Origin of the sequence: Paenibacillus sp. IHB B 3084 (genome assembly GCF_001447315.1) — a bacterium.
GTDB lineage: Bacteria > Bacillota > Bacilli > Paenibacillales > Paenibacillaceae > Paenibacillus.
Window position 1 is genome coordinate 518,409 of the sequence record NZ_CP013203.1, and the last position, 18,127, is coordinate 536,535.

19 protein-coding genes, 1 other RNA gene and 1 pseudogene are annotated in these 18,127 nt (G+C 45.5%); 11 read left to right on the forward strand and 10 right to left on the reverse strand.

Annotated elements, in window-relative coordinates; translation table 11 throughout:
• Positions 1-269: 269 nt before the first annotated feature.
• Positions 270-701 carry a MerR family transcriptional regulator gene (locus tag ASL14_RS02415; protein WP_187644882.1) on the forward strand — a complete coding sequence of 144 codons (432 nt, stop codon included), beginning with the start codon at positions 270-272 and terminating at the stop codon, positions 699-701.
• Between the two features lie 43 nt (positions 702-744).
• Positions 745-1,416, forward strand: coding sequence for a zinc metallopeptidase (locus tag ASL14_RS02420; protein WP_134910312.1), 672 nt, complete (start codon positions 745-747; stop codon positions 1,414-1,416).
• Positions 1,417-1,511: 95 nt separating this feature from the next.
• On the opposite strand, the gene ASL14_RS02425 is transcribed toward ASL14_RS02420, so the two are convergent.
• Positions 1,512-2,441 (reverse strand): glutamate biosynthesis transcriptional regulator GltC, encoded by a 930-nt coding sequence (locus ASL14_RS02425; RefSeq protein WP_014280860.1) that lies wholly within the window; start codon positions 2,439-2,441, stop codon positions 1,512-1,514.
• A gap of 98 nt (positions 2,442-2,539) precedes the next feature.
• Positions 2,540-3,163, reverse strand: coding sequence for a rhomboid family intramembrane serine protease (locus ASL14_RS02430; RefSeq protein ID WP_134910313.1), 624 nt, complete (start codon positions 3,161-3,163; stop codon positions 2,540-2,542).
• A 120-nt stretch (positions 3,164-3,283) separates the two neighbouring features.
• Between ASL14_RS02430 and tpx the strand changes: the two genes are divergently transcribed.
• On the forward strand, positions 3,284-3,802 hold the full coding sequence (gene tpx / locus ASL14_RS02435) for a thiol peroxidase (protein WP_134910314.1): 519 nt from the start codon (positions 3,284-3,286) through the stop codon (positions 3,800-3,802).
• A 111-nt stretch (positions 3,803-3,913) separates the two neighbouring features.
• Here tpx and ASL14_RS02440 read toward each other — a convergent pair whose 3' ends face one another.
• From ASL14_RS02440 to ASL14_RS02455, 4 genes are all read right to left on the reverse strand, one after another.
• Positions 3,914-4,306 carry a DUF1499 domain-containing protein gene (locus tag ASL14_RS02440; protein ID WP_134910315.1) on the reverse strand — a complete coding sequence of 131 codons (393 nt, stop codon included), beginning with the start codon at positions 4,304-4,306 and terminating at the stop codon, positions 3,914-3,916.
• 212 nt (positions 4,307-4,518) lie between these two features.
• A non-coding RNA gene (gene ssrS / locus ASL14_RS02445) (6S RNA) lies at positions 4,519-4,712 on the reverse strand.
• Between the two features lie 52 nt (positions 4,713-4,764).
• Complete coding sequence (locus ASL14_RS02450; RefSeq protein WP_134910316.1) at positions 4,765-5,532, reverse strand: YesL family protein; 768 nt, start codon at positions 5,530-5,532, stop codon at positions 4,765-4,767.
• Positions 5,533-5,754: 222 nt separating this feature from the next.
• Positions 5,755-7,344 (reverse strand): degradosome RNA helicase CshA, encoded by a 1,590-nt coding sequence (locus ASL14_RS02455; protein ID WP_134910317.1) that lies wholly within the window; start codon positions 7,342-7,344, stop codon positions 5,755-5,757.
• Between the two features lie 314 nt (positions 7,345-7,658).
• On the opposite strand from ASL14_RS02455, the gene ASL14_RS02460 reads away from it, so the two are divergent.
• The 4 genes and pseudogenes from ASL14_RS02460 (at position 7,659) to ASL14_RS02475 (ending at position 11,823) form a co-directional block, all read left to right on the forward strand.
• Positions 7,659-8,489, forward strand: coding sequence for a YitT family protein (locus ASL14_RS02460; RefSeq protein ID WP_134910318.1), 831 nt, complete (start codon positions 7,659-7,661; stop codon positions 8,487-8,489).
• A 172-nt stretch (positions 8,490-8,661) separates the two neighbouring features.
• A complete protein-coding gene (locus ASL14_RS02465) occupies positions 8,662-8,850 on the forward strand; it encodes a hypothetical protein (protein WP_134910319.1) in 189 nt (62 codons plus the stop codon).
• A 230-nt stretch (positions 8,851-9,080) separates the two neighbouring features.
• The gene (locus tag ASL14_RS02470; RefSeq protein ID WP_134910320.1) at positions 9,081-10,259 is read left to right on the forward strand and encodes a putative glycoside hydrolase; all 1,179 of its coding nucleotides are present in this window, start codon (positions 9,081-9,083) and stop codon (positions 10,257-10,259) included.
• A 195-nt stretch (positions 10,260-10,454) separates the two neighbouring features.
• A pseudogene (locus tag ASL14_RS02475) lies at positions 10,455-11,823 on the forward strand (MATE family efflux transporter).
• Positions 11,824-11,835: 12 nt separating this feature from the next.
• On the opposite strand, the gene ASL14_RS02480 reads toward ASL14_RS02475, so the two are convergent.
• From ASL14_RS02480 to ASL14_RS02495, 4 genes are all read right to left on the reverse strand, one after another.
• On the reverse strand, positions 11,836-12,039 hold the full coding sequence (locus ASL14_RS02480) for a DUF3906 family protein (RefSeq protein WP_014280850.1): 204 nt from the start codon (positions 12,037-12,039) through the stop codon (positions 11,836-11,838).
• Between the two features lie 116 nt (positions 12,040-12,155).
• A complete protein-coding gene (pfkA, locus tag ASL14_RS02485) occupies positions 12,156-13,127 on the reverse strand; it encodes a 6-phosphofructokinase (RefSeq protein ID WP_134910321.1) in 972 nt (323 codons plus the stop codon).
• 23 nt (positions 13,128-13,150) lie between these two features.
• Positions 13,151-14,230 carry a tetraprenyl-beta-curcumene synthase family protein gene (locus ASL14_RS02490; protein ID WP_134910322.1) on the reverse strand — a complete coding sequence of 360 codons (1,080 nt, stop codon included), beginning with the start codon at positions 14,228-14,230 and terminating at the stop codon, positions 13,151-13,153.
• Positions 14,231-14,842: 612 nt separating this feature from the next.
• Positions 14,843-15,040 (reverse strand): cold shock domain-containing protein, encoded by a 198-nt coding sequence (locus tag ASL14_RS02495; RefSeq protein ID WP_044646337.1) that lies wholly within the window; start codon positions 15,038-15,040, stop codon positions 14,843-14,845.
• Between the two features lie 173 nt (positions 15,041-15,213).
• Here ASL14_RS02495 and ASL14_RS02500 point away from each other — a divergent pair, with 173 nt between their 5' ends.
• The 4 genes from ASL14_RS02500 to ASL14_RS02515 all read left to right on the forward strand — a co-directional run bounded on the left by ASL14_RS02500 (position 15,214) and on the right by ASL14_RS02515 (position 18,118).
• Positions 15,214-15,447, forward strand: coding sequence for a hypothetical protein (locus tag ASL14_RS02500; RefSeq protein WP_044646374.1), 234 nt, complete (start codon positions 15,214-15,216; stop codon positions 15,445-15,447).
• A 7-nt stretch (positions 15,448-15,454) separates the two neighbouring features.
• Positions 15,455-15,643, forward strand: coding sequence for a hypothetical protein (locus ASL14_RS27670; RefSeq protein ID WP_025686450.1), 189 nt, complete (start codon positions 15,455-15,457; stop codon positions 15,641-15,643).
• Positions 15,644-15,842: 199 nt separating this feature from the next.
• A complete protein-coding gene (pepF, locus tag ASL14_RS02510) occupies positions 15,843-17,639 on the forward strand; it encodes an oligoendopeptidase F (RefSeq protein ID WP_134914352.1) in 1,797 nt (598 codons plus the stop codon).
• 56 nt (positions 17,640-17,695) lie between these two features.
• Positions 17,696-18,118 carry a LapA family protein gene (locus tag ASL14_RS02515; protein WP_134910323.1) on the forward strand — a complete coding sequence of 141 codons (423 nt, stop codon included), beginning with the start codon at positions 17,696-17,698 and terminating at the stop codon, positions 18,116-18,118.
• The last annotated feature ends 9 nt before the right edge of the window (positions 18,119-18,127 follow it).

The window sequence follows — 18,127 nt, forward strand, 5'->3', positions numbered from 1 at the left end:
TTTCTTTACATTTCGTGAAATTCTTATTGTCATTATAATCAGAATACATGAAACTTGACAAGATTTTTTTATTATTCGAAAAAAAAGTGATCTTGAACTTTCCATGTCACGTTTACTAACTATAAAAGTAGCTTGTTTCATGGGCTAGAAAAGCATGACGTTTGACTGTACGGTTGGGAATCATGTAAAATATTTTTATAAGCACTCTGTTTGCAGATGCGTAATATTGAAGGCTGAATGAAGAGCGCGAGGTGAGGACAGATGGGGATATGAAGCTATATCGAATTGGCGAGCTAGCCAAGACGGCTGGTGTCAGCGAACGGACCATTGATTATTATACGAAGCTCGGTTTGATCGCACCTGAAGAACGGTCTTTGAAAAATTATCGGTTATATAATGATGAAACTTTAAAAAGGCTTGAACGTATTAACCAAATGAAACAAGAGAAGTATAGCCTCGAGGAAATTAAACAGACATTAATGAAGTGGAATTCGGTTCCGGGCGAAGAGCACGTCACCGATAAGCTGACAAGTCTAGAGATGCACATGCAGCGCCTGGAGCGCGAAGTCAATGAGCTACAGCCTCTTCTGGGGCAGCTCAAGCCCGTTCAAGCACGTAAGCTGCTTACTGGTCTACTACCGCAAAGCGCCGCTTGTATCGAAGCTCTGAAGTATTTGCTGGAGCACAGTTCTATGATGTAGATCCCCGGGCTGTTTTGATGAAATAATAATGGAGGGTTGCTTTATGATGGGGATGTATATATTGATTATTCTTGCGTTCGGTTTATCCTTATGGGCGCAATTTCGTGTGAAAGGTACTTTTAACAAATGGTCTGATGTTCCCAACGAAAACGGGTTGACAGGCTACGATGCCGCCCGGCATATGCTGGATCGCAACGGTTTGCACGATGTGCCCATTGAACCTGTACCTGGCGCGTTATCTGACCACTATGATCCGATGCAACGCGTAGTACGCTTGTCCGAGCCAGTATATTATGAAAAATCTATTTCCGCAGTTGCTGTGGCTTGTCACGAGGTCGGTCATGCGATTCAGCATAAAGAGCATTATCCTATGTTAGCGCTGCGTCACCGGATTTTCCCGATTGTCAACTTCGCATCCGGCATTGCACCGTTTCTGTTGATTGCCGGGTTACTGTTCAGCTACACAAACCTGATTGGCTTGGGCATTATCTTTTTCTCAGCTACTGTTGCTTTTCAATTAATTACATTGCCGGTCGAATTTAATGCTTCCAACCGTGCCCGTGAAATTATGGTGTCCGAAGGATTTATCCGCAGTGATGAAGAACGAGGTGTGGCTAAAGTATTGAATGCCGCTGCATTAACATATGTGGCTGCCGCTCTCGTTTCCTTACTGGAGCTGATTCGCCTGATCGGCATCTTCAACAGCCGTGACTAATCGCTTTTGTAGCAAAAAAAGGTTGTTCCTCCCCATGATGATGGTAGAGGAACAACCTTTTTATATTTTATCCAATTCCCTATACTCGCCTGTTGTTAGTCCGCTTTAGCACTTCCATCCGTCACAGTACCGCTACCTTGAAGACCAAAATATTGCAACAAAAAAGTGCGGAACGATTTGGCAACCAACGGAAGCTTGTCATCTCTACGGTGAATTAAGCCAATGGTTCGCGTCACCTCGGGATCAACAATGGACACCCTCGCGGGCTGGAGCGGATTGGTCTGGAACAACGCCATCTCCGGCAAAAGACTGACCCCCATACCTGCGGCAACTAATCCGCGGATCGTATCCGTCTCCTCGCCTTCAAAAGCGATGTCAGGCGTAAATCCGGCCTCCAGACAAGCTTGCCAGACAATCGGACGCAGGGAGTAACCGTCTCTGAACAAGATGAACTTTTCTCCTTTAAGCTGATCCAGCGTGATGTGCCCGGCTGAAGCCAAAGGATGATTAGGGGGAAGAACCGCAAACAGCTCCTCGGTCAGCACCACATCTCCCTCGACATGATCATGACGATCCGGAAAAGGGGATACAAAAGCCAAATCCACCTCACCCGCCAACACATCACGGATCAAACTTGGGTACATCCCCTGTTTAAATCTGAATTTAACATTCGGATACCGTTTACGAAATTCAGCCACAACCGTAGGAATAAGATGAATGCCCAAACTGTGCGGGAAGCCGATACGAATTTCTCCACCCTCGGGGTCTAAAAACTCATGGACCTCCAGAACAGCCCGCTCCAAATCCTTTATAATCGTTTCAACCCGTTTGCAAAATAACTGCCCCACCGGTGTAAGCTGCAAGTTGCGGCCCTTTTGCATAAAAAGGTTAACCCCCAGCTCCTCTTCAAGCTGATGAATTTGCCGACTGACCGCAGATTGCGCCACATGCAGCTCCTCGGCTGCCTGAGTGACATGTTCCTTTTGCGCTACCTTCATGAAGTATTGCAACTGTCGTAATTCCACTCCGTTATTCGCTCCAATCTATTTTTCAACATCGGGAAGAAGAGGTTAGACGAACCCCTTCCTCTTTCTTGCCCTGCCGACTTACGGTAAAGCTGTCTTTAGTGACGTTTACGTTGGCCAGTCAATCTGATCATTAATCCATACAAGAAAAACCCGCTGAGCAGTCCTCCAAAATGGGCGGTCCAGTTAATATTCGCCACAGCGAACGAAAACAGGATACCAAAGCCGAGCAGCGTGTACAGTGTTTTGCGTGAAGCTTCATCCATCAGCGTCCGCTGAAACAGAGCAACGTACAGAAATGCGCCGTAGATACCATATATCGCTCCTGACGCCCCTACAGAGACCGTGGTTTCCGCTACCATGTTGTAATGCGCAATGGACAGCACGTTTCCTACAATGCCTGTAGCGAGGTACAGCAGCACGTAGCGAAAGGACCCCAGCAGACGTTCCAGCGGTGGAGCAAATACAAGAATCGCAAAGGAATTAAAGAAAAGATGATCAAAACCCGCGTGTAAAAACATAGCTGACACATACCGCCATAACTGGTCGGTAAACGGCTCCTCATTGATCAAGGCCCCATACCGGATTAGTGTCAAACTATTTTCCGATCCACCATGTACGGTCAGCACAATAAACATCACGATATTGATAAGCAGAATCAAACAGGTAACCGGGTAAAAACGCAAATAACTTTTCCAGTTCTCATACCGTAAAAAAATCAAGGCAATCCTTCCTTCATGGGGTGTCTCCACCTTATTCAAATTGGACAATGTCTTTTATAAAAGATTATAATAGATTTCAGCAACGATAACCAATGCTAAAAACCAAGGAGGCTATTACATATGGCACAAGAACGTAAAGAAGCTGCTACTTTTAAAGGCAATCCTTTGACTCTCGTGGGTCCTGAACTGAAAGTTGGAGATCAGGCCCCTGATTTTAAATTGCAAAAAAATCTGCTGGAAGCTGCTACGCTTCAAGATTTTGCAGGTAAAGTCAAGCTAATCAGCGTTGTTCCTTCTCTTGATACAGGCGTGTGTGACGCACAGACTCGTCGTTTTAATCAAGAAGCGGATTCTCTCGGAGATCAAGTCGTAATACTGACTGTCAGCGTGGATCTGCCGTTTGCCCAAGCTCGTTGGTGCGGTGCTGCGGGTATTGACCGTGTATTGACACTGTCCGATTACAAGGACCATTCCTTCGGCGAAGCCTACGGCGTGTTTATTAAGGAATTCCATCTGGATCATCGCGCTATTTTCGTGATTGATCAAAACGATAAAATCGCTTATGTAGAATATCTGAGCGAAATGTCCGAGCATCCTGACTATGATCAAGCGATTGCAGCGGTGAAGAAGCTGGTCTAATTCATTCTGCTTACGTTAAGGCTGATTCGAATATTAAAAAAGCGAGTGAAGGGTTGCCTTCCTCGCTTTTTTTGACGTTGGTCTGCCACGTTGCTGCTCACACGTCCGCAATCACTGTACGACCTTATGAGCGGACAGTTTCTTGTCAATCACGGCAAACAACTGCAAAATAATGCGATAATTTGCACCCATGTCCCCCAGCGATCCGCGCGAAGCGGAATAAATATCCACAGCACTCCGAACGGGCGAGACGGACAATATAGAAACGGTAATGTCGACAGTTCTGCCGAATGCCGTTCGCTTCTCAAGCGTAATCTCACCTACGGATGGCACCTCATGTAGCACCTTGTATCCAGGAATCTTTTTTAAAACGGACGATACCTCTTCCCAGGCCTTGTCTCTCGATAAGTTATAATAGCGTGTCTTCATTTGGGGGTCTTTGACCCGGTCGCTTGTACCTTCTTGGCTGCGCACAATCCCCACCAGAGTCCTCTTTAACGACAAGACATTTCCTCCTTCATGATAATCGTTGCTGAATACAGCACATCGATTTCCCTTTGCTGCAAGCGCTTTATAAAAACGTTAAAGCAACAAAGTGAACCCGATCATACCTGTGGTATGCGATTGAGTACCTTATTTCTTATTTTAGCATTATTACATACAAAAAACACCCTGTTTCTGCACGGAGCAGTATCAGGGTGTATTGATTACGTTATAGAGTACCCGCCGATGCCGTCCGACCATAGCGTCTTCTGAACCTGCTTTAGCAGGTGGGTGATCGCAGGACAAACTTTTGAAGTCCCCTTGTCAGAATTGACAGGGCTTTTCAGCTGTCCACCCGTATTGGTCTCCCTAGACATTGTCATTGGTTCAAAACAACAAATGACCGTAACGTGCATCGCAGGATGTGACCTTATTATAGCGCTTCTCACTCGGAAAGTAAATGCTAGGAGAAATCTGTTTTATTTTTGGAGGTTATCACTTTTCTTGTCTTCCGTGATACCTGCCTCTTCGTCTTTTTGCTTCATCTTTTCCATCTGATCCTGCATTTTGAGGAACGTTCCATAAAAATTAAAGAAAGCGAACCAGGCCACCACACTACCAATGAAGAACAAGAAAAGCACAGGGTATTTGACTCCAATAAAGATAACAATCGCGCTACCGAGCATGGTAGAAAATACACGGAACGGTCGAATGAGCGTCAGCAAGACCGCATTTTTGATCAGTTGTCCGCTGGACATATGATAATGAGCAACCATCGAGAAAAAGTTAAACATGGATACGAGCAAAATAATGATGAGAATAAGCATGATAATGCCTACAATTTGCAAATTGCTGAGCTGCGTCATATACACGGTATAATCCACATACATAATGACAAACAGTAGCGTGTAAAAGATGCCTCCGATCAGGCTCTGCTTATAGTTTTCCTTGTATCCTTTAAAGAAGGTACGAAACACACCTGCATCCGTATCGCCCATTACCCATTTGCGGACGACGGTAAACATGGCCGATGTAGCCGGAAATAAAGTAAGCGGTGCCAAAACAGCCATCGCCCAGTTCATTTGTAAAGATTCATTAGCCAAGTTCTGATTCATCACAAGTAGTTTGAGTATGAGACAGAACATAAAAGGCGACGAGCATAACACCCATAACAAATTGGTAGCCGCCAGTCTGGTAATCCATTCAGTCAGGCGATAAATACCACCCATAGCTCCTTTAAACTCCAACGTTAGTCTCTCCCTCCGCAAGCCCTGGCAGGTTCCATGGCTCATGTTGCTGTGCCTGTAAATTCCGGCTGTTGACTATATCATACCGTATTTCATCCCCAATGCGCCAGTGAAATCAATACTTCAACCGTCGAAGCAGGTTGCTAAGAAATTTGCACTTTTTGATCTCATAGCAAAAAGCCGAAGCGAGCATTCACTTCGGCTTTCCTGTTATTTCAATTCTTATTCAGAAGAGGAATCTTCGCGTCTTGCAGGACGACGAGTTTCTCCGCTACTGCTTGGACGTGGTCTGCGATCTCCACTATTGCGGCTCGCGGAATCACGGTTGTAGCTACCGCCTTCTTTGCTGCCACGATTGTAGCCACCATATCCGCCTTTGCTGCCACTACCACTGCCACCAGTACGGTTGGAGTTATAACCACCGTTGCTGCGTCCGCTGTAGTTAGACGGCTTGCGTCCGCCGGAACGAACATCCGGTTTACGACGTTTTGCACGAATTGGATCTTCCGGAGTCAGCTCAATAGACCCTTCTCTCTTCTCGCCAGTCATCAGCTTCAGAGCTGCGGAGAGAAGTTGTACGGAGTCATACTGCTCCAGCATTTGAATAGCCAAGCCTTTGTATTCGTTCAGCTCACCGCTTTCTACAGCCTCGAGGAGACGTTCTGCGATGATGCGTTGTTTGCCTTCCAAAGCTTCAGCCAAAGTTGGAAGCGGCTTACGCGCAATACGGTGACGAGTTACACGCTCAATGAAATGCAGATGATCAATTTCACGAGGCGTTACGAAAGACCATGCTTCTCCTTCTTTACCTGCACGTCCGGTACGTCCAATACGGTGAACATAGCTTTCCGGATCTTGCGGAAGGTCAAAGTTCACAACGTGGGTTACACCGGAAACGTCCAAACCACGGGCAGCTACATCAGTTGCTACGAGCACGTCAATGCTTCCGTCGCGGAATTTGCGCATTACGGCATCACGTTGGTTCTGAGACAAGTCACCATGCAGACCGTCTGCGGAATATCCACGTTTTTGCAGCGCTTCAGCCAGCTCGTCTACCCGGCGCTTGGTACGACCGAATACGATAGCGAGTTCTGGGGATTCCATGTCGATCAAACGGCTCAAAGCTTCGAATTTTTGACGTTCAGGAACTTCAATGTAGGCCTGATCAATCAGTGGAGCACTAACTTGTTTAGGGATAACTGAAACATGCTCAGGGTTTTTAAGGAACTGTTCAGCCAATTTTTTGATATTAGGAGGCATCGTAGCCGAGAAAAGCATCGTTTGACGCTCGTCCGGAACCTGCTTCAGAATGGATTGGATATCTTCCATAAAGCCCATATCCAGCATTTCATCTGCTTCATCCAAAACAACGGTGTTTACGTCTTCCAGCTTGATGGTTTTGCGGTTGATATGGTCGAGCAAGCGACCTGGTGTACCAATGATAATTTGAGGTTTCTTTTTCAAAGCGCGAATCTGGCGCACGATATCTTGACCGCCATAGATTGGCAGAGTGCGAAGACCTTTGAAGCGGGAAAGTTTTTCGATTTCTTCAGCTACCTGAATGGCAAGCTCACGTGTTGGAGCCATAATCAGGGCTCTGATTTTGTCGTCGTTTTTAGAGATTTTGCTGATCAACGGAATACCAAAAGCTGCGGTTTTACCCGTACCTGTTTGGGCTTGGCCAATCATGTCTCTTCCTTGCAGCGCAAGAGGGATGGATTGGGATTGAATCGGCGTCGCTTCTTCAAAACCAAGCTCTGTAATCGCCTCAAGTACTTTCGGTTCAAGATTAAATTCTGCAAATGTCGTCAAATTTATTCAAACTCCTTCATAATGGTGGATGTGGTGGACAATCCACAATGTTGTCTGTATTCTTAAGTAGCGATATTGTTGTATAGGTTTACCCAATACAGTGACAGTTTATTAAGGCCTATAACTGCATCTTTCTGTATAAACTCGGTTAACCTTATCCGATACATCTTAAACGAATTTATCCTTTTTAAAACAGTTTAAATTTTAAGTGTTTCTCTGGACAGAAGGTCCCTACTCAAGAATATCCACATCGCATTATAACACAAAACAATTCATGAATACCAGCAAGTTACTGTCCGTATATTTTAAATGAGGTGAAAAACGTTGTTAAAATAGTTTTAAACTGTTTTGTTGTCATTTTGGGAGCCGCTGCTATAGCAAGCGGTTTTAATCTGTTTCTCGTGCCGCACCACCTGCTGAGCGGCGGAGTAGCAGGGCTTTCCATGTTAATTGGCTACTTTACAAAATTCGATATCAGCGTGATGTATTTTGTCCTAAACATTCCGATGCTCATTGCAGGCTGGTTTATTTTAGGGAAACGATTTATTAGTATGAGTATTTTGTCTGTTGTCGCCACGACATGGATTTTGGCCTGGATTCCTGTGCATGCCCTTGTTAACGATACGCTGCTGGCCTCCGTTTTTGGTGGAGTGCTGATTGGCGTTGGAGCTGGTATTTCCTTTCGGGTGGGGGGATCTACTGGCGGTTTTGACATTATCGGCTCCATCGTCACCCGTTACCGCGATTTTCCTGTAGGGACTGTGCTCGTCGGTTTGAATGGGCTGGTTATTCTGGCAGCAGGATATCTGAACCAGGACTGGAATGTTGCCCTTGCATCCATGTTATCCATTTTCGCGACCGGCAAGGTGTTGGATCAGATTTATGTGAGTCACACTAAAATAACCGTTTACATCATTACTGAGCATACAGAGAAGCTGCTCAGCCGAATGCTGACAACGCCGCGTGGAGTCAGTAAAATTAAAATTGAAGGTGCATTTTCTCATACCGAAAAGGATATGCTGATGACAGTTACAACACGCTACGAGCTGGCAGAACTGAAACGCATTATTAAGAAAGTAGACCCTTCTGCTTTTGTTAATATCGTAGAAACGGTAGGGGTTATGGGCTCATTCCGCCGAAGATAAGCACGAGCCCAAGTGTCAAAATGCAGTTTCTGTGGTACACTATACGTGCGCTGTTCCCATATTATATAAAGACCAGCTTTACCTGCTATTTCACAGGCACTTTGCTTTTCCGATTCGTACCGAATGATTCTTATGGAATGATTCCGAGCAGGAAAGGGTGATTTTTGTGGAAATGGAAACGGTAAAACTGTCCGACATTGTCTTGAGATGGTATCCAGAAATGCTCCCGTTTCTCAAAAAGAATGAGCTGAACTCGATGATTGTACTTCGGGACGGGATGGCCATTCTCAAGCCCATGGATGCGCTCGAAATTATTCAGTACAGTATTTGTGAGCATCAGGACAATACGTATCTTCAGTAAACATCTTCATTAAATCTCTCCACCAAGTGCCGCTTCTTCCGGTTGCAGTCCGCAGCCACGAAGAAAGCGGCATTATTTATGCCATTTTACGGATTCAATGAACAAGGCTTGGGTTAATCATGTAAGACTGTGCCTGATGATTCCAGTATTGGTTACAACCGTGTTGTTTCTCGATACATAACTTTACGTATAATCAGGTAAGCGACTTACATAAGGGAGAGAGTTAGGAAATGAATATGATTTGGGCAATTATGCTATTGGCAATGGGAATAGGCGGAAACGGGGATCATTCAGCCAACGCCCCAAATGTAAAAGATACGGTGGCAACGACAATTAGCAGCGCGATGATTCAGGCTCAGCACAGTAATATGAAGATGGATGCCTCCAATCCTCCGGTTAAAATTGACCCACAGCCGACGACTCCTGCTATCAAGGGCATCTATGTTACGGCTTATAGTGCAGGCGGTTCGCGTATGACCCAGCTGCTTGAACTGCTCGACAAAACAGAGCTCAATTCCATGGTTATTGATATTAAGGATGATGCAGGTTACATCACTTATCCAACGACCAATCCCGAGCTGATGAAATTGGGCAAGCCGCAAAAATTCATTCGGGATATTTCCGGTTTGATGGACCGGTTGAAAAAGCACAACGTGTACCCGATTGCCCGTATTGTAGTATTTAAAGATACGGTATTAGCCAACAAAAATCCCGAAATGTCCTTCCGCAATCCTGACGGCTCTGTCTGGAAAAACGGCAAGGGCGATGGGTTCGTCAATCCCTATAATAAAGAGGTTTGGGATTATAATATTGCTATCGCCAAGGAGGCAGCAAAGCTGGGCTTCAAGGAAATTCAGTTTGACTATGTACGTTTCCCTGAAGGCTTTGAGAAAAGAGCCGACAAGCTGAAATATACCAAATCCAATCAATCACGTGTAGATGCGGTCGCTGAGTTCGTGCAATATGCCCGTAAAGAGCTTGCTCCACTGGGTGTGCGGGTATCAGTAGATATTTTCGGGTATGCCGCATCCGTTCCCGCTGCGGAAGGAATCGGACAGGATTTCGCCAAAATTTCAGAAAATGTGGATGTCATTTCTCCTATGGTTTATCCAAGTCACTATACAACAGGCTGGTTCGGTGTAAAAGACCCTGACAAAAATCCGTACCAGACCATTAAAGGCTCGATGGCAGATACGCACAAAAAGCTTGACCCGACAGGCAAGCTGAAACCCATCATTCGTCCATGGATTCAGGATTTTACCGCAAGCTGGCTGGGAAGCGGTCATTATGCCAAATATGGTAAAACCCAGGTCGAGGATCAAATTCGAGCGCTCAAGGATATGAAGGTTGACGAATATTTACTCTGGAATGCTACAAACCGCTATACTAGCGGAGTAATGTACAAATAATCCATGTATCCCGGTCTTATCATTATTTCTGCACAATACACCAAATCATTTAAAGGTTTCCAAGGCTGCCCCATTCGTTTGATCATGGGTGCAGTCTTTTGTTGCTGTTCAAATGCTGCTACATCCCTTACAATAAATACTTGACACGTTATGATATATACGATTGATAACTTCCAAGTAAGTGAGGACATAAACATGCATTTGACGCTAACTAACAGCCAAAAATGGAAGCAGCTTTTTAACATTTTGCTCCCTATTCTGGTAACACAACTTGCACTATCCGCGATGACTTTTTTTGATACTAATATGTCGGGACACTTTTCTTCTGCCGATTTGGCTGGTGTAGCCATCGGAGTGAGTCTGTGGGTCCCTGTACAAACAGGCCTCAACGGAATACTTATGGCCATCACCCCTATTGTATCCCAATTGGTTGGAGCACAGCGCAAGGACAAGGTTTCTTACTATGTCATTCAGGCCCTATGGCTCTCGCTCACTCTATCGATGATTGTTCTGATTGCAGGTATTTTTCTCGTTAAGCCCATTCTGCACGGGATGAATCTGGAGTTGAGGGTTCATAATGTGGCCTTGTACTACCTTTGTGGGATGGCCTTCGGCATTGCCCCGCTCTTTGCTTATACGGTCCTACGGAGCTTTATGGATGCACTGGGACAAACCCGGTTTACGATGACCATCACACTGATGTCGTTGCCCATCAATGTCTTGTTGAACTACTTACTCATTTATGGAAACTGGGGTTTTCCTCGTCTGGGGGTGTGGGCTCCGGAGTGGCAACTGCCGCCACGTACTGGATTGTTATGCTTGTTGCTGGCATCACCGCACATCGGGGAAAGATATTTGCCGAATACGGGATTTTCAACAAGATATACGGCATTGCTATTAGTGCCTGGAAAGAGCTTATCAAAATCGGGGTACCCATCGGCTTTGCGATCTTTTTCGAAACGGCTGTCTTCGCAGCTGTTACTCTCTTCATGAGCAGTTATAATACGGCAACAATTGCGGCTCATCAGGCCGCTATGAACTTTGCGACAACACTATATATGATTCCGCTCAGTATTTGTATGGCGCTCACGATTCTGGTCGGGTATGAGGTGGGGCAGGACGGCCGCGGGATGCAAAAATATACAGCGTGATGGGAATCAGCAGTGCGGTTGGTCTGTCATTGATCACGGCTGTTGTGCTTGTGATCTGGGGCGAACAGGTCGCCATGCTGTACTCCACCGATCCACAGGTTATTCAGTTAGCGCAACATTTCCTGCTCTATGCGATTTTCTTTCAAATATCCGACGCTATCGCTACACCTACTCAAGGAGCACTGCGTGGATATAAGGATGTCAATTCGGCCTTTCTGATTACGTTTCTGGCCTATTGGGTTATTGGACTTCCTGTAGGATATATTATCTCACGTTGGACATCATTTGGTCCCTACGGCTACTGGATCGGCTTGATTACAGGTTTGGCCGCGGGAGCAGTGTCCCTTCTCTTCCGCCTGCTGGTTGTACAACGACGTTTTGCCGAAAAAAAACAACACGTAGAGGCTGTTTAGCCTTTGCGTGTATCAGCGTGTTTCCATGACATATGCAGTACCCGAAGTTATTCTTTTTTTCTCCACAATAGCTACTTCGTTCAGCTTTGGAGGATACAGAAAATGTCTCTCCACATGCTGGTCCACCGCCTGAAATGCCTGCTCCTCATTTTCCGCAACGAGAATAACGGTTAAGGCTCCTTCCGAGCTGTCCACTTCGATTTTGAACAAATACATTTATTCCCCTCCAAACCTGCTTTAAATGTTAAAAAATAAGCGGATGACTCGGGTCATCCGCATGAGTTTAAGAATTCCCAGATGTGAATCAATCTGGTACATAAAACAGCTAATTATTATTGGGACAAGCGCAAGGCCAGCTCGTAAAGCTCCATATTGAAATCTTTTTTCGTATTAACGACCTTGTCAATATCAGTGGCTACCAGCTTGCCATCAATCGTTCCGCAAGCCTTGTCCGATATACCCTCAATCAATTGACGAACAGCAAAGTCACCCAAACGGCTTGCCAGATTACGGTCAAATGCGGTTGGTGTGCCTCCACGTTGAATGTGTCCAAGCACCGTTACACGCGGCTCATAATCCGGACAGTTTTCCTGGATTACTTGTGCTACGGTTTCACCTTTGCCTGCGCCTTCAGCAACGATAATGATACTGTGGCGTTTGCCGTGCTTAAAGTTTTGCTTCATCCGATCAGATACTTCATTCAGGTCAAACTCTACTTCGGGCACCAAAATCGTTTCTGCGCCGGAAGCCAGACCTGCATGCAAAGCAATATCGCCGCAATGACGTCCCATGACTTCTACGATAGAAGAACGTTCATGGGATGACATCGTATCACGCAGTTTGTTGATGGCGTCCACTACGATACTAACCGCCGTATCAAAACCAATCGTGTAGTCGGTGAAGGAAATGTCATTGTCAATCGTACCTGGAAGGCACATTGTTTTAATTCCTTGTTTGGTCAGTTTGTTAGCTCCTTGATAGGAACCATCGCCTCCGATCACGACTAAGCCATCAATTCCACGGTTACGCAAAATTTCAGCGCCTCGCTTCTGTCCTTCCTCGGTCGTAAATTCTAGACACCGGGCAGATTGAAGTACAGTACCCCCACGTTGGATAATATCTCCGACACTTCTCAGATCCATCGGGAAAATATCATCATTCAGCAGGCCCTGATATCCGCGCTGAACCCCGAATACTTCAAGTCCAAAATACAAGCCGCTGCGCACAACGGCGCGAACTGCGGCGTTCATCCCCTGTGAATCTCCACCACTCGTTAATACTGCGATTTTCTTAACTGCTGTCATGATTTATGACCTCCTCAAAATGTTCATAAAAGCCTTCTTATCCATCGACTGTTTAAAAAGAAAAACAAACGCATGAGCGGACTGTTTTTCATTAAACGTTTCGAAACCGCGCGCACTTCTTGCTGCTCGCTAACTTTGGGGTCGGATAAATATAACGCCAGCAATCCCTCGATAATCATCCGGTGAAAGGAGCTGGCAGGGACATCTGCAATATCAACCCGCGCCCGATTCACAACATAGGCGATCCGGTCCAGCATCATGTCGGTATCTTCATAATAATTGCAGAAGTTAAGATCTCCGCCCTTCCGGTCTTCGTCTTGATCGATTAGATAATCCAGCAAAATATGAAGACTGCACACATGTGGAAAATACGATACATGTATTGAGGCAGCCCCCGCATCCGTGAGATGCTGGTCGCTAGCAGCAAGAAACAGCATAAATACCCCCAGGGTTGAACCGGTAGCCGCAGCAAATTCGTTCCAGCGCAACTCCGGTGTACGGTCCTTATGAACCGACCACCAATCCAATAGCGCTTGTTCGCGCAATTCGGGTTTAATATGCTTGTAAACTTGCAAATCCGTGTATAATCCCGCCAGATCCTGAACGTAAGGCATTGCCGCCTCATAGCCAGGAAGCCTGCTTACACAAGACTGACAGGTTGTCACCAGCCCGGTCAAATAACCGCCATCCTCCTGCTCACGACGCAAAGCGTAATAATTCACTGGCTTAGCTGCGGGGTTGACCGCATCCAGCATAGACTGATGCAACAGCCTGAAATCATCCGGGTCCATGGACGTGCTGCGATCACACAGGTTGTCCAGATAATCGCTAATCGTCTGGTACGCCACAATAAGCGGAATTAACGTCTGCCGGGCAGACATATTCCCTGCGGCATAAACCGCCCCGCCTACACAGTGAAACGTCTTTTCTGCTATGCTTGCAAGTGCCTGACTTCTCAGCTCGGGATCCGGAATCTGTTTAGCCTTGTGTTTCCAATTTCCCAATTCCTGCTTCGTTTCAGGGAGAATGTGCTTGTACATTCGGCTCATTAGACCTATGGGGCCTCTCGGAACTTGATAACGTCCTTGCTCAACATAACTCAAATGACGGTGCCTCCACATTGTTGTCTACGTAATTATACCTATCCAAACCATACTCATTATAATATGATCGTCCTTTTAGCACAAATGAACAACCTCACTTTTTCTTTAATATTTAAGAAAAACGATCCATTTTCACAAAAAATCTTTATACCTGTCATGATTAAATACACAAAAATTGAAATTAAACAAAATTCACCCTGATAATCTTATTAATTTCAGAATAGGTTAAAAGCCCTGCCTATCCCTTATCCTCTACCGGTTTCACGCTTTGAAAGCCATCGCAATGCTGGCCTGCTTCCATTTTCCAAAAGCATAATAGAAAATGACCGCCACTGCTGAGATAACAGTGTTTTGGTAATTGGACCCTTGGTCAAGGAAGGTTTACGACTCGCCTCTGCTGCGCTCATCTTCTCAACTCCTACAGTAATGACAATGTTTCGTTTCCATAACGGTATAATACCCTTTTCCTGCTCAGCCTTCTCATATCATAAACTTTTTTACGCAAAAAAGCGCAGTTCCTTAAATTATAAGGAACTGCGCTCTCAATTCATCGTTTAACCGTAATATATAAGACATCCGTATGACGGAACAATTCTTACAATTCAGTTACACTTACAGTTTATTTACGTTAGCTGCTTGGGGTCCACGGTTACCTTCAGTGATTTCGAATTCAACCGCTTGACCTTCTTCCAAAGTCTTAAAGCCGTCGCCTTGGATTGCGGAGAAATGTACGAATACGTCCTCGCCACCATCCATTTGGATGAAGCCATAACCTTTTTCTGCGTTAAACCATTTTACTGTACCTTTCAAGTGAACAACCTCCTAAAAATACCGCCATCTATGGCGAATATCCATATTATACTTCATGCTTTTTCACAATGCAATTGATGTTTTGAGGGCTTTTACAGGCTGGAATGATTTGCTTTTGCGGCGGAAACTGCGGTATCATGAACCAAAACATCTTTAAAATCGGAGACATGCAAATGATGAAAAAACACGAAATATACAAAAAAGACAATTGGAACATGATGACTGTCGAGGTGCAGGGCCGTTACATCGTTCTACGGGAAATATCCGATGACTGGGGCGAAGAAGCTCACACGTTTTTGAGCCGTCCAGCGCTGATGCATTGGGCTCAAAATCGGTTTCCCAAGCAGTCCTTTCAAGATAACGAGGAAGAGTGGCAGCAGATCATGAACGCTTTCAAACAGGTATAGCGCATTCATGGTATCCAATAGCTTTCTCATCTTCATTATTCTGGCTTTTACGCTGGGCGGAGTGCTGATCATGAAACGTGATACGTTACCGGCTCCTCTCAAAAAGTGGATGGCCCTCACTGCCGTTATCATGGTTTGCTTTGCCTTTTATCTTATTGTATACAGCTTATTAAATATAGGTTCCGACCCAAGGTAAAGAAAATTATACTTTTGGGCGCAGGAGGTCATACTATGGCATAACAAGCCATGGTATAAGGAGGATATGCCGTTACATGCATGCCACAAAACCTCTTGCTCTGCTGCTCACGGTCAGCGTGGCGGTTTCTTCGTTTTGGCAGCCGCCCCGTACCGCAGCAGCCCCACCCCACATTTCGTTCGATCAGAGGAGGCTCTCCATGAGTGAAATCGTAAAACGCGCAGACGCATCTGTGGAAAATACCTGGAAGCTTGAAGACCTGTTTCCAGACCGCAAAGCATGGGATCAAGAGTACGAAGAAGTCAAACAACTAGCCAAAAAAGCTACACAATTCCAAGGCAAGCTGAATTCAGCGGAAGCAATTGTCAACTGCTTTAAGCTGGAAGATGAACTATCGCTTAAAACCGAGCGCGTATATGTGTACGCCCATCTGCATCATGACGAGGATACGGCTGAACCTACATATCAGGGCCTTTCGCAAAAAGCCAAAAAATTAGGCGTTGAGGTCAGTGAATCCCTGTCTTTCGTGACACCTGAAATTTTGGCGCTGCCCGACAATCAGCTCGATGCATTGATTAAAGATCCGAAGCTGGCAGATTATCGCTTTACACTTCAGGAAATGAAACGGGAGAAAGCGCATATTCTGGGTAAATCGGAAGAAGCCCTGCTGGCTCAGGTGGGTAACCTGGCTCAAGCGCCGCAAACTATTTTCGGTATGCTGAACAATGCGGATCTGAAATTTCCAAAGATAAAGGACGAGAACGGCAAAGAGGTTGAACTGACGCATGGCAGCTATATTCAATTCCTAGAAAGTCCGCACCGGGAAGTACGTGAGCGTGCTTTTAAAGCGGTGTACGACACTTATGCCAAGAATAAAAACACGATTGCTTCCACATTAAGTGCCAATGTGAACAAAAATGTTTTTTATTCCCGTGTTCGCAAATACCCTTCCGTATTAGAAATGTCGTTATACGGTGACAATATTCCGAAGGAAGTGTACTCCAATCTGATTGATACCATTCACGAGAGCTTACCTTTGCTGCACCGTTATATCAAGTTGCGCAAAAAGCTGCTGGGCGTGGATGAGCTTCATATGTATGACCTGTTCGCTCCGCTTGTGGACGAATACAAGCTTGACATTTCGTATGAAGATGCTAAAAAGCAAACGAAGGAAGGTCTAAAGCCGCTGGGCAAGGACTATCTGGCTTCGTTGCAAAAAGGCTACGATGATCGCTGGATTGATGTGTACGAAAATGAAAATAAACGTACAGGCGCATATAGCTGGGGTGCTTACGGTACTCATCCTTATGTGCTGCTGAACCATAAAGATAACCTGAACAGCATGTTTACGCTCGCTCATGAGATGGGACACGCGCTGCATTCGTATTACTCGGATAATGCGTTGAAATATCGGGATGCCCAGTACACTATTTTCCTGGCTGAAGTAGCATCTACAACCAATGAAGCGTTGCTGATGGACTACTTGCTGAAAAAGTCCACCGATCCAAAAGAGAAAATGTACCTTCTCACCTACTATGCGGACCAATTCCGTACGACGGTATTCCGTCAAACGATGTTTGCGGAGTTTGAGAAAATCGTACATGAGCGCGCAGAACAGGGAGAATCCCTTACACCGCAGCTTCTATCAGAGATTTATTATGATCTGAATGTGAAATATCACGGCCCTGGCATGAAAGTAGACAAAGACATTGAAATGGAATGGGCCCGTATCCCCCATTTTTATAACAGCTTTTATGTCTACAAATATGCTACCGGCTTCTCTGCGGCAACCAGCTTCTCGAAACAGATTCTGGAAGAAGGCCAACCAGCCGTTGACCGTTATTTAGGATTCCTGAAGAGCGGCGGTAGCGATTATTCGATTAATATTTTGAAGAAGGCTGGCGTGGATATGTCCTCTCCGCAACCGATCCGCGAAGCGATGAGCGTATTCGAGGAAGTTATTACGGAAATGGAAAAGCTGACCGCCGGAAAGTAAAACCATACACGATTAGAATCCAGCATTAAAACAATGCAAGGATAAATCCCTTGTCCATGACGGGCAAGGGATTTTATAATGTAGCGGAAGGAGGTGGCATTTTGAAAACACAATGGTCTTTGATTGCAGCTCTTGTTATCGCTTTGTTAACGGCTGTATTCGCTGTCATTAACGTGAAATCGGTCCAAGTAAATCTTCTATTTCGTACGGTCAATGTCCCTTTGATTTTGCTTATTCTCGGCTGCACTCTTCTTGGAGGGCTTATCGTCGGTTCCTTCGGTATTTTCCGTCAATATAAGCTTCAGAGAGAGATCAAACGTCTGACCACCCAGCTTCATACACTGCAAGAAGAGCACACACCCGCTGTGGAAGCATATGCGGATACCGTCTATAACACGTCTGGTTCGTCCAGTGCGGTGTCTACATCTGACAAGGATACAGAGCAAATATCCTCTGACCTTGACCGGTTGTCCAAATGAGGAGGAGCA

Bases quoted from the DNA above. Each gene is read 5' to 3' on its own strand.
- ASL14_RS02415 (WP_187644882.1), top strand. From the start codon at position 270: ATGAAGCTATATCGAATTGGCGAGCTAGCCAAGACGGCTGGTGTCAGC.
- ASL14_RS02420 (WP_134910312.1), top strand. From the start codon at position 745: ATGATGGGGATGTATATATTGATTATTCTTGCGTTCGGTTTATCCTTA.
- tpx (WP_134910314.1), top strand. From the start codon at position 3,284: ATGGCACAAGAACGTAAAGAAGCTGCTACTTTTAAAGGCAATCCTTTG.
- ASL14_RS02465 (WP_134910319.1), top strand. From the start codon at position 8,662: ATGGAAACGGTAAAACTGTCCGACATTGTCTTGAGATGGTATCCAGAA.
- ASL14_RS02470 (WP_134910320.1), top strand. From the start codon at position 9,081: ATGAATATGATTTGGGCAATTATGCTATTGGCAATGGGAATAGGCGGA.
- ASL14_RS02480 (WP_014280850.1), bottom strand. From the start codon at position 12,039: ATGTATTTGTTCAAAATCGAAGTGGACAGCTCGGAAGGAGCCTTAACC.
- pfkA (WP_134910321.1), bottom strand. From the start codon at position 13,127: ATGACAGCAGTTAAGAAAATCGCAGTATTAACGAGTGGTGGAGATTCA.
- ASL14_RS02500 (WP_044646374.1), top strand. From the start codon at position 15,214: ATGATGAAAAAACACGAAATATACAAAAAAGACAATTGGAACATGATG.
- ASL14_RS27670 (WP_025686450.1), top strand. From the start codon at position 15,455: ATGGTATCCAATAGCTTTCTCATCTTCATTATTCTGGCTTTTACGCTG.
- pepF (WP_134914352.1), top strand. From the start codon at position 15,843: ATGAGTGAAATCGTAAAACGCGCAGACGCATCTGTGGAAAATACCTGG.
- ASL14_RS02515 (WP_134910323.1), top strand. From the start codon at position 17,696: ATGACGGGCAAGGGATTTTATAATGTAGCGGAAGGAGGTGGCATTTTG.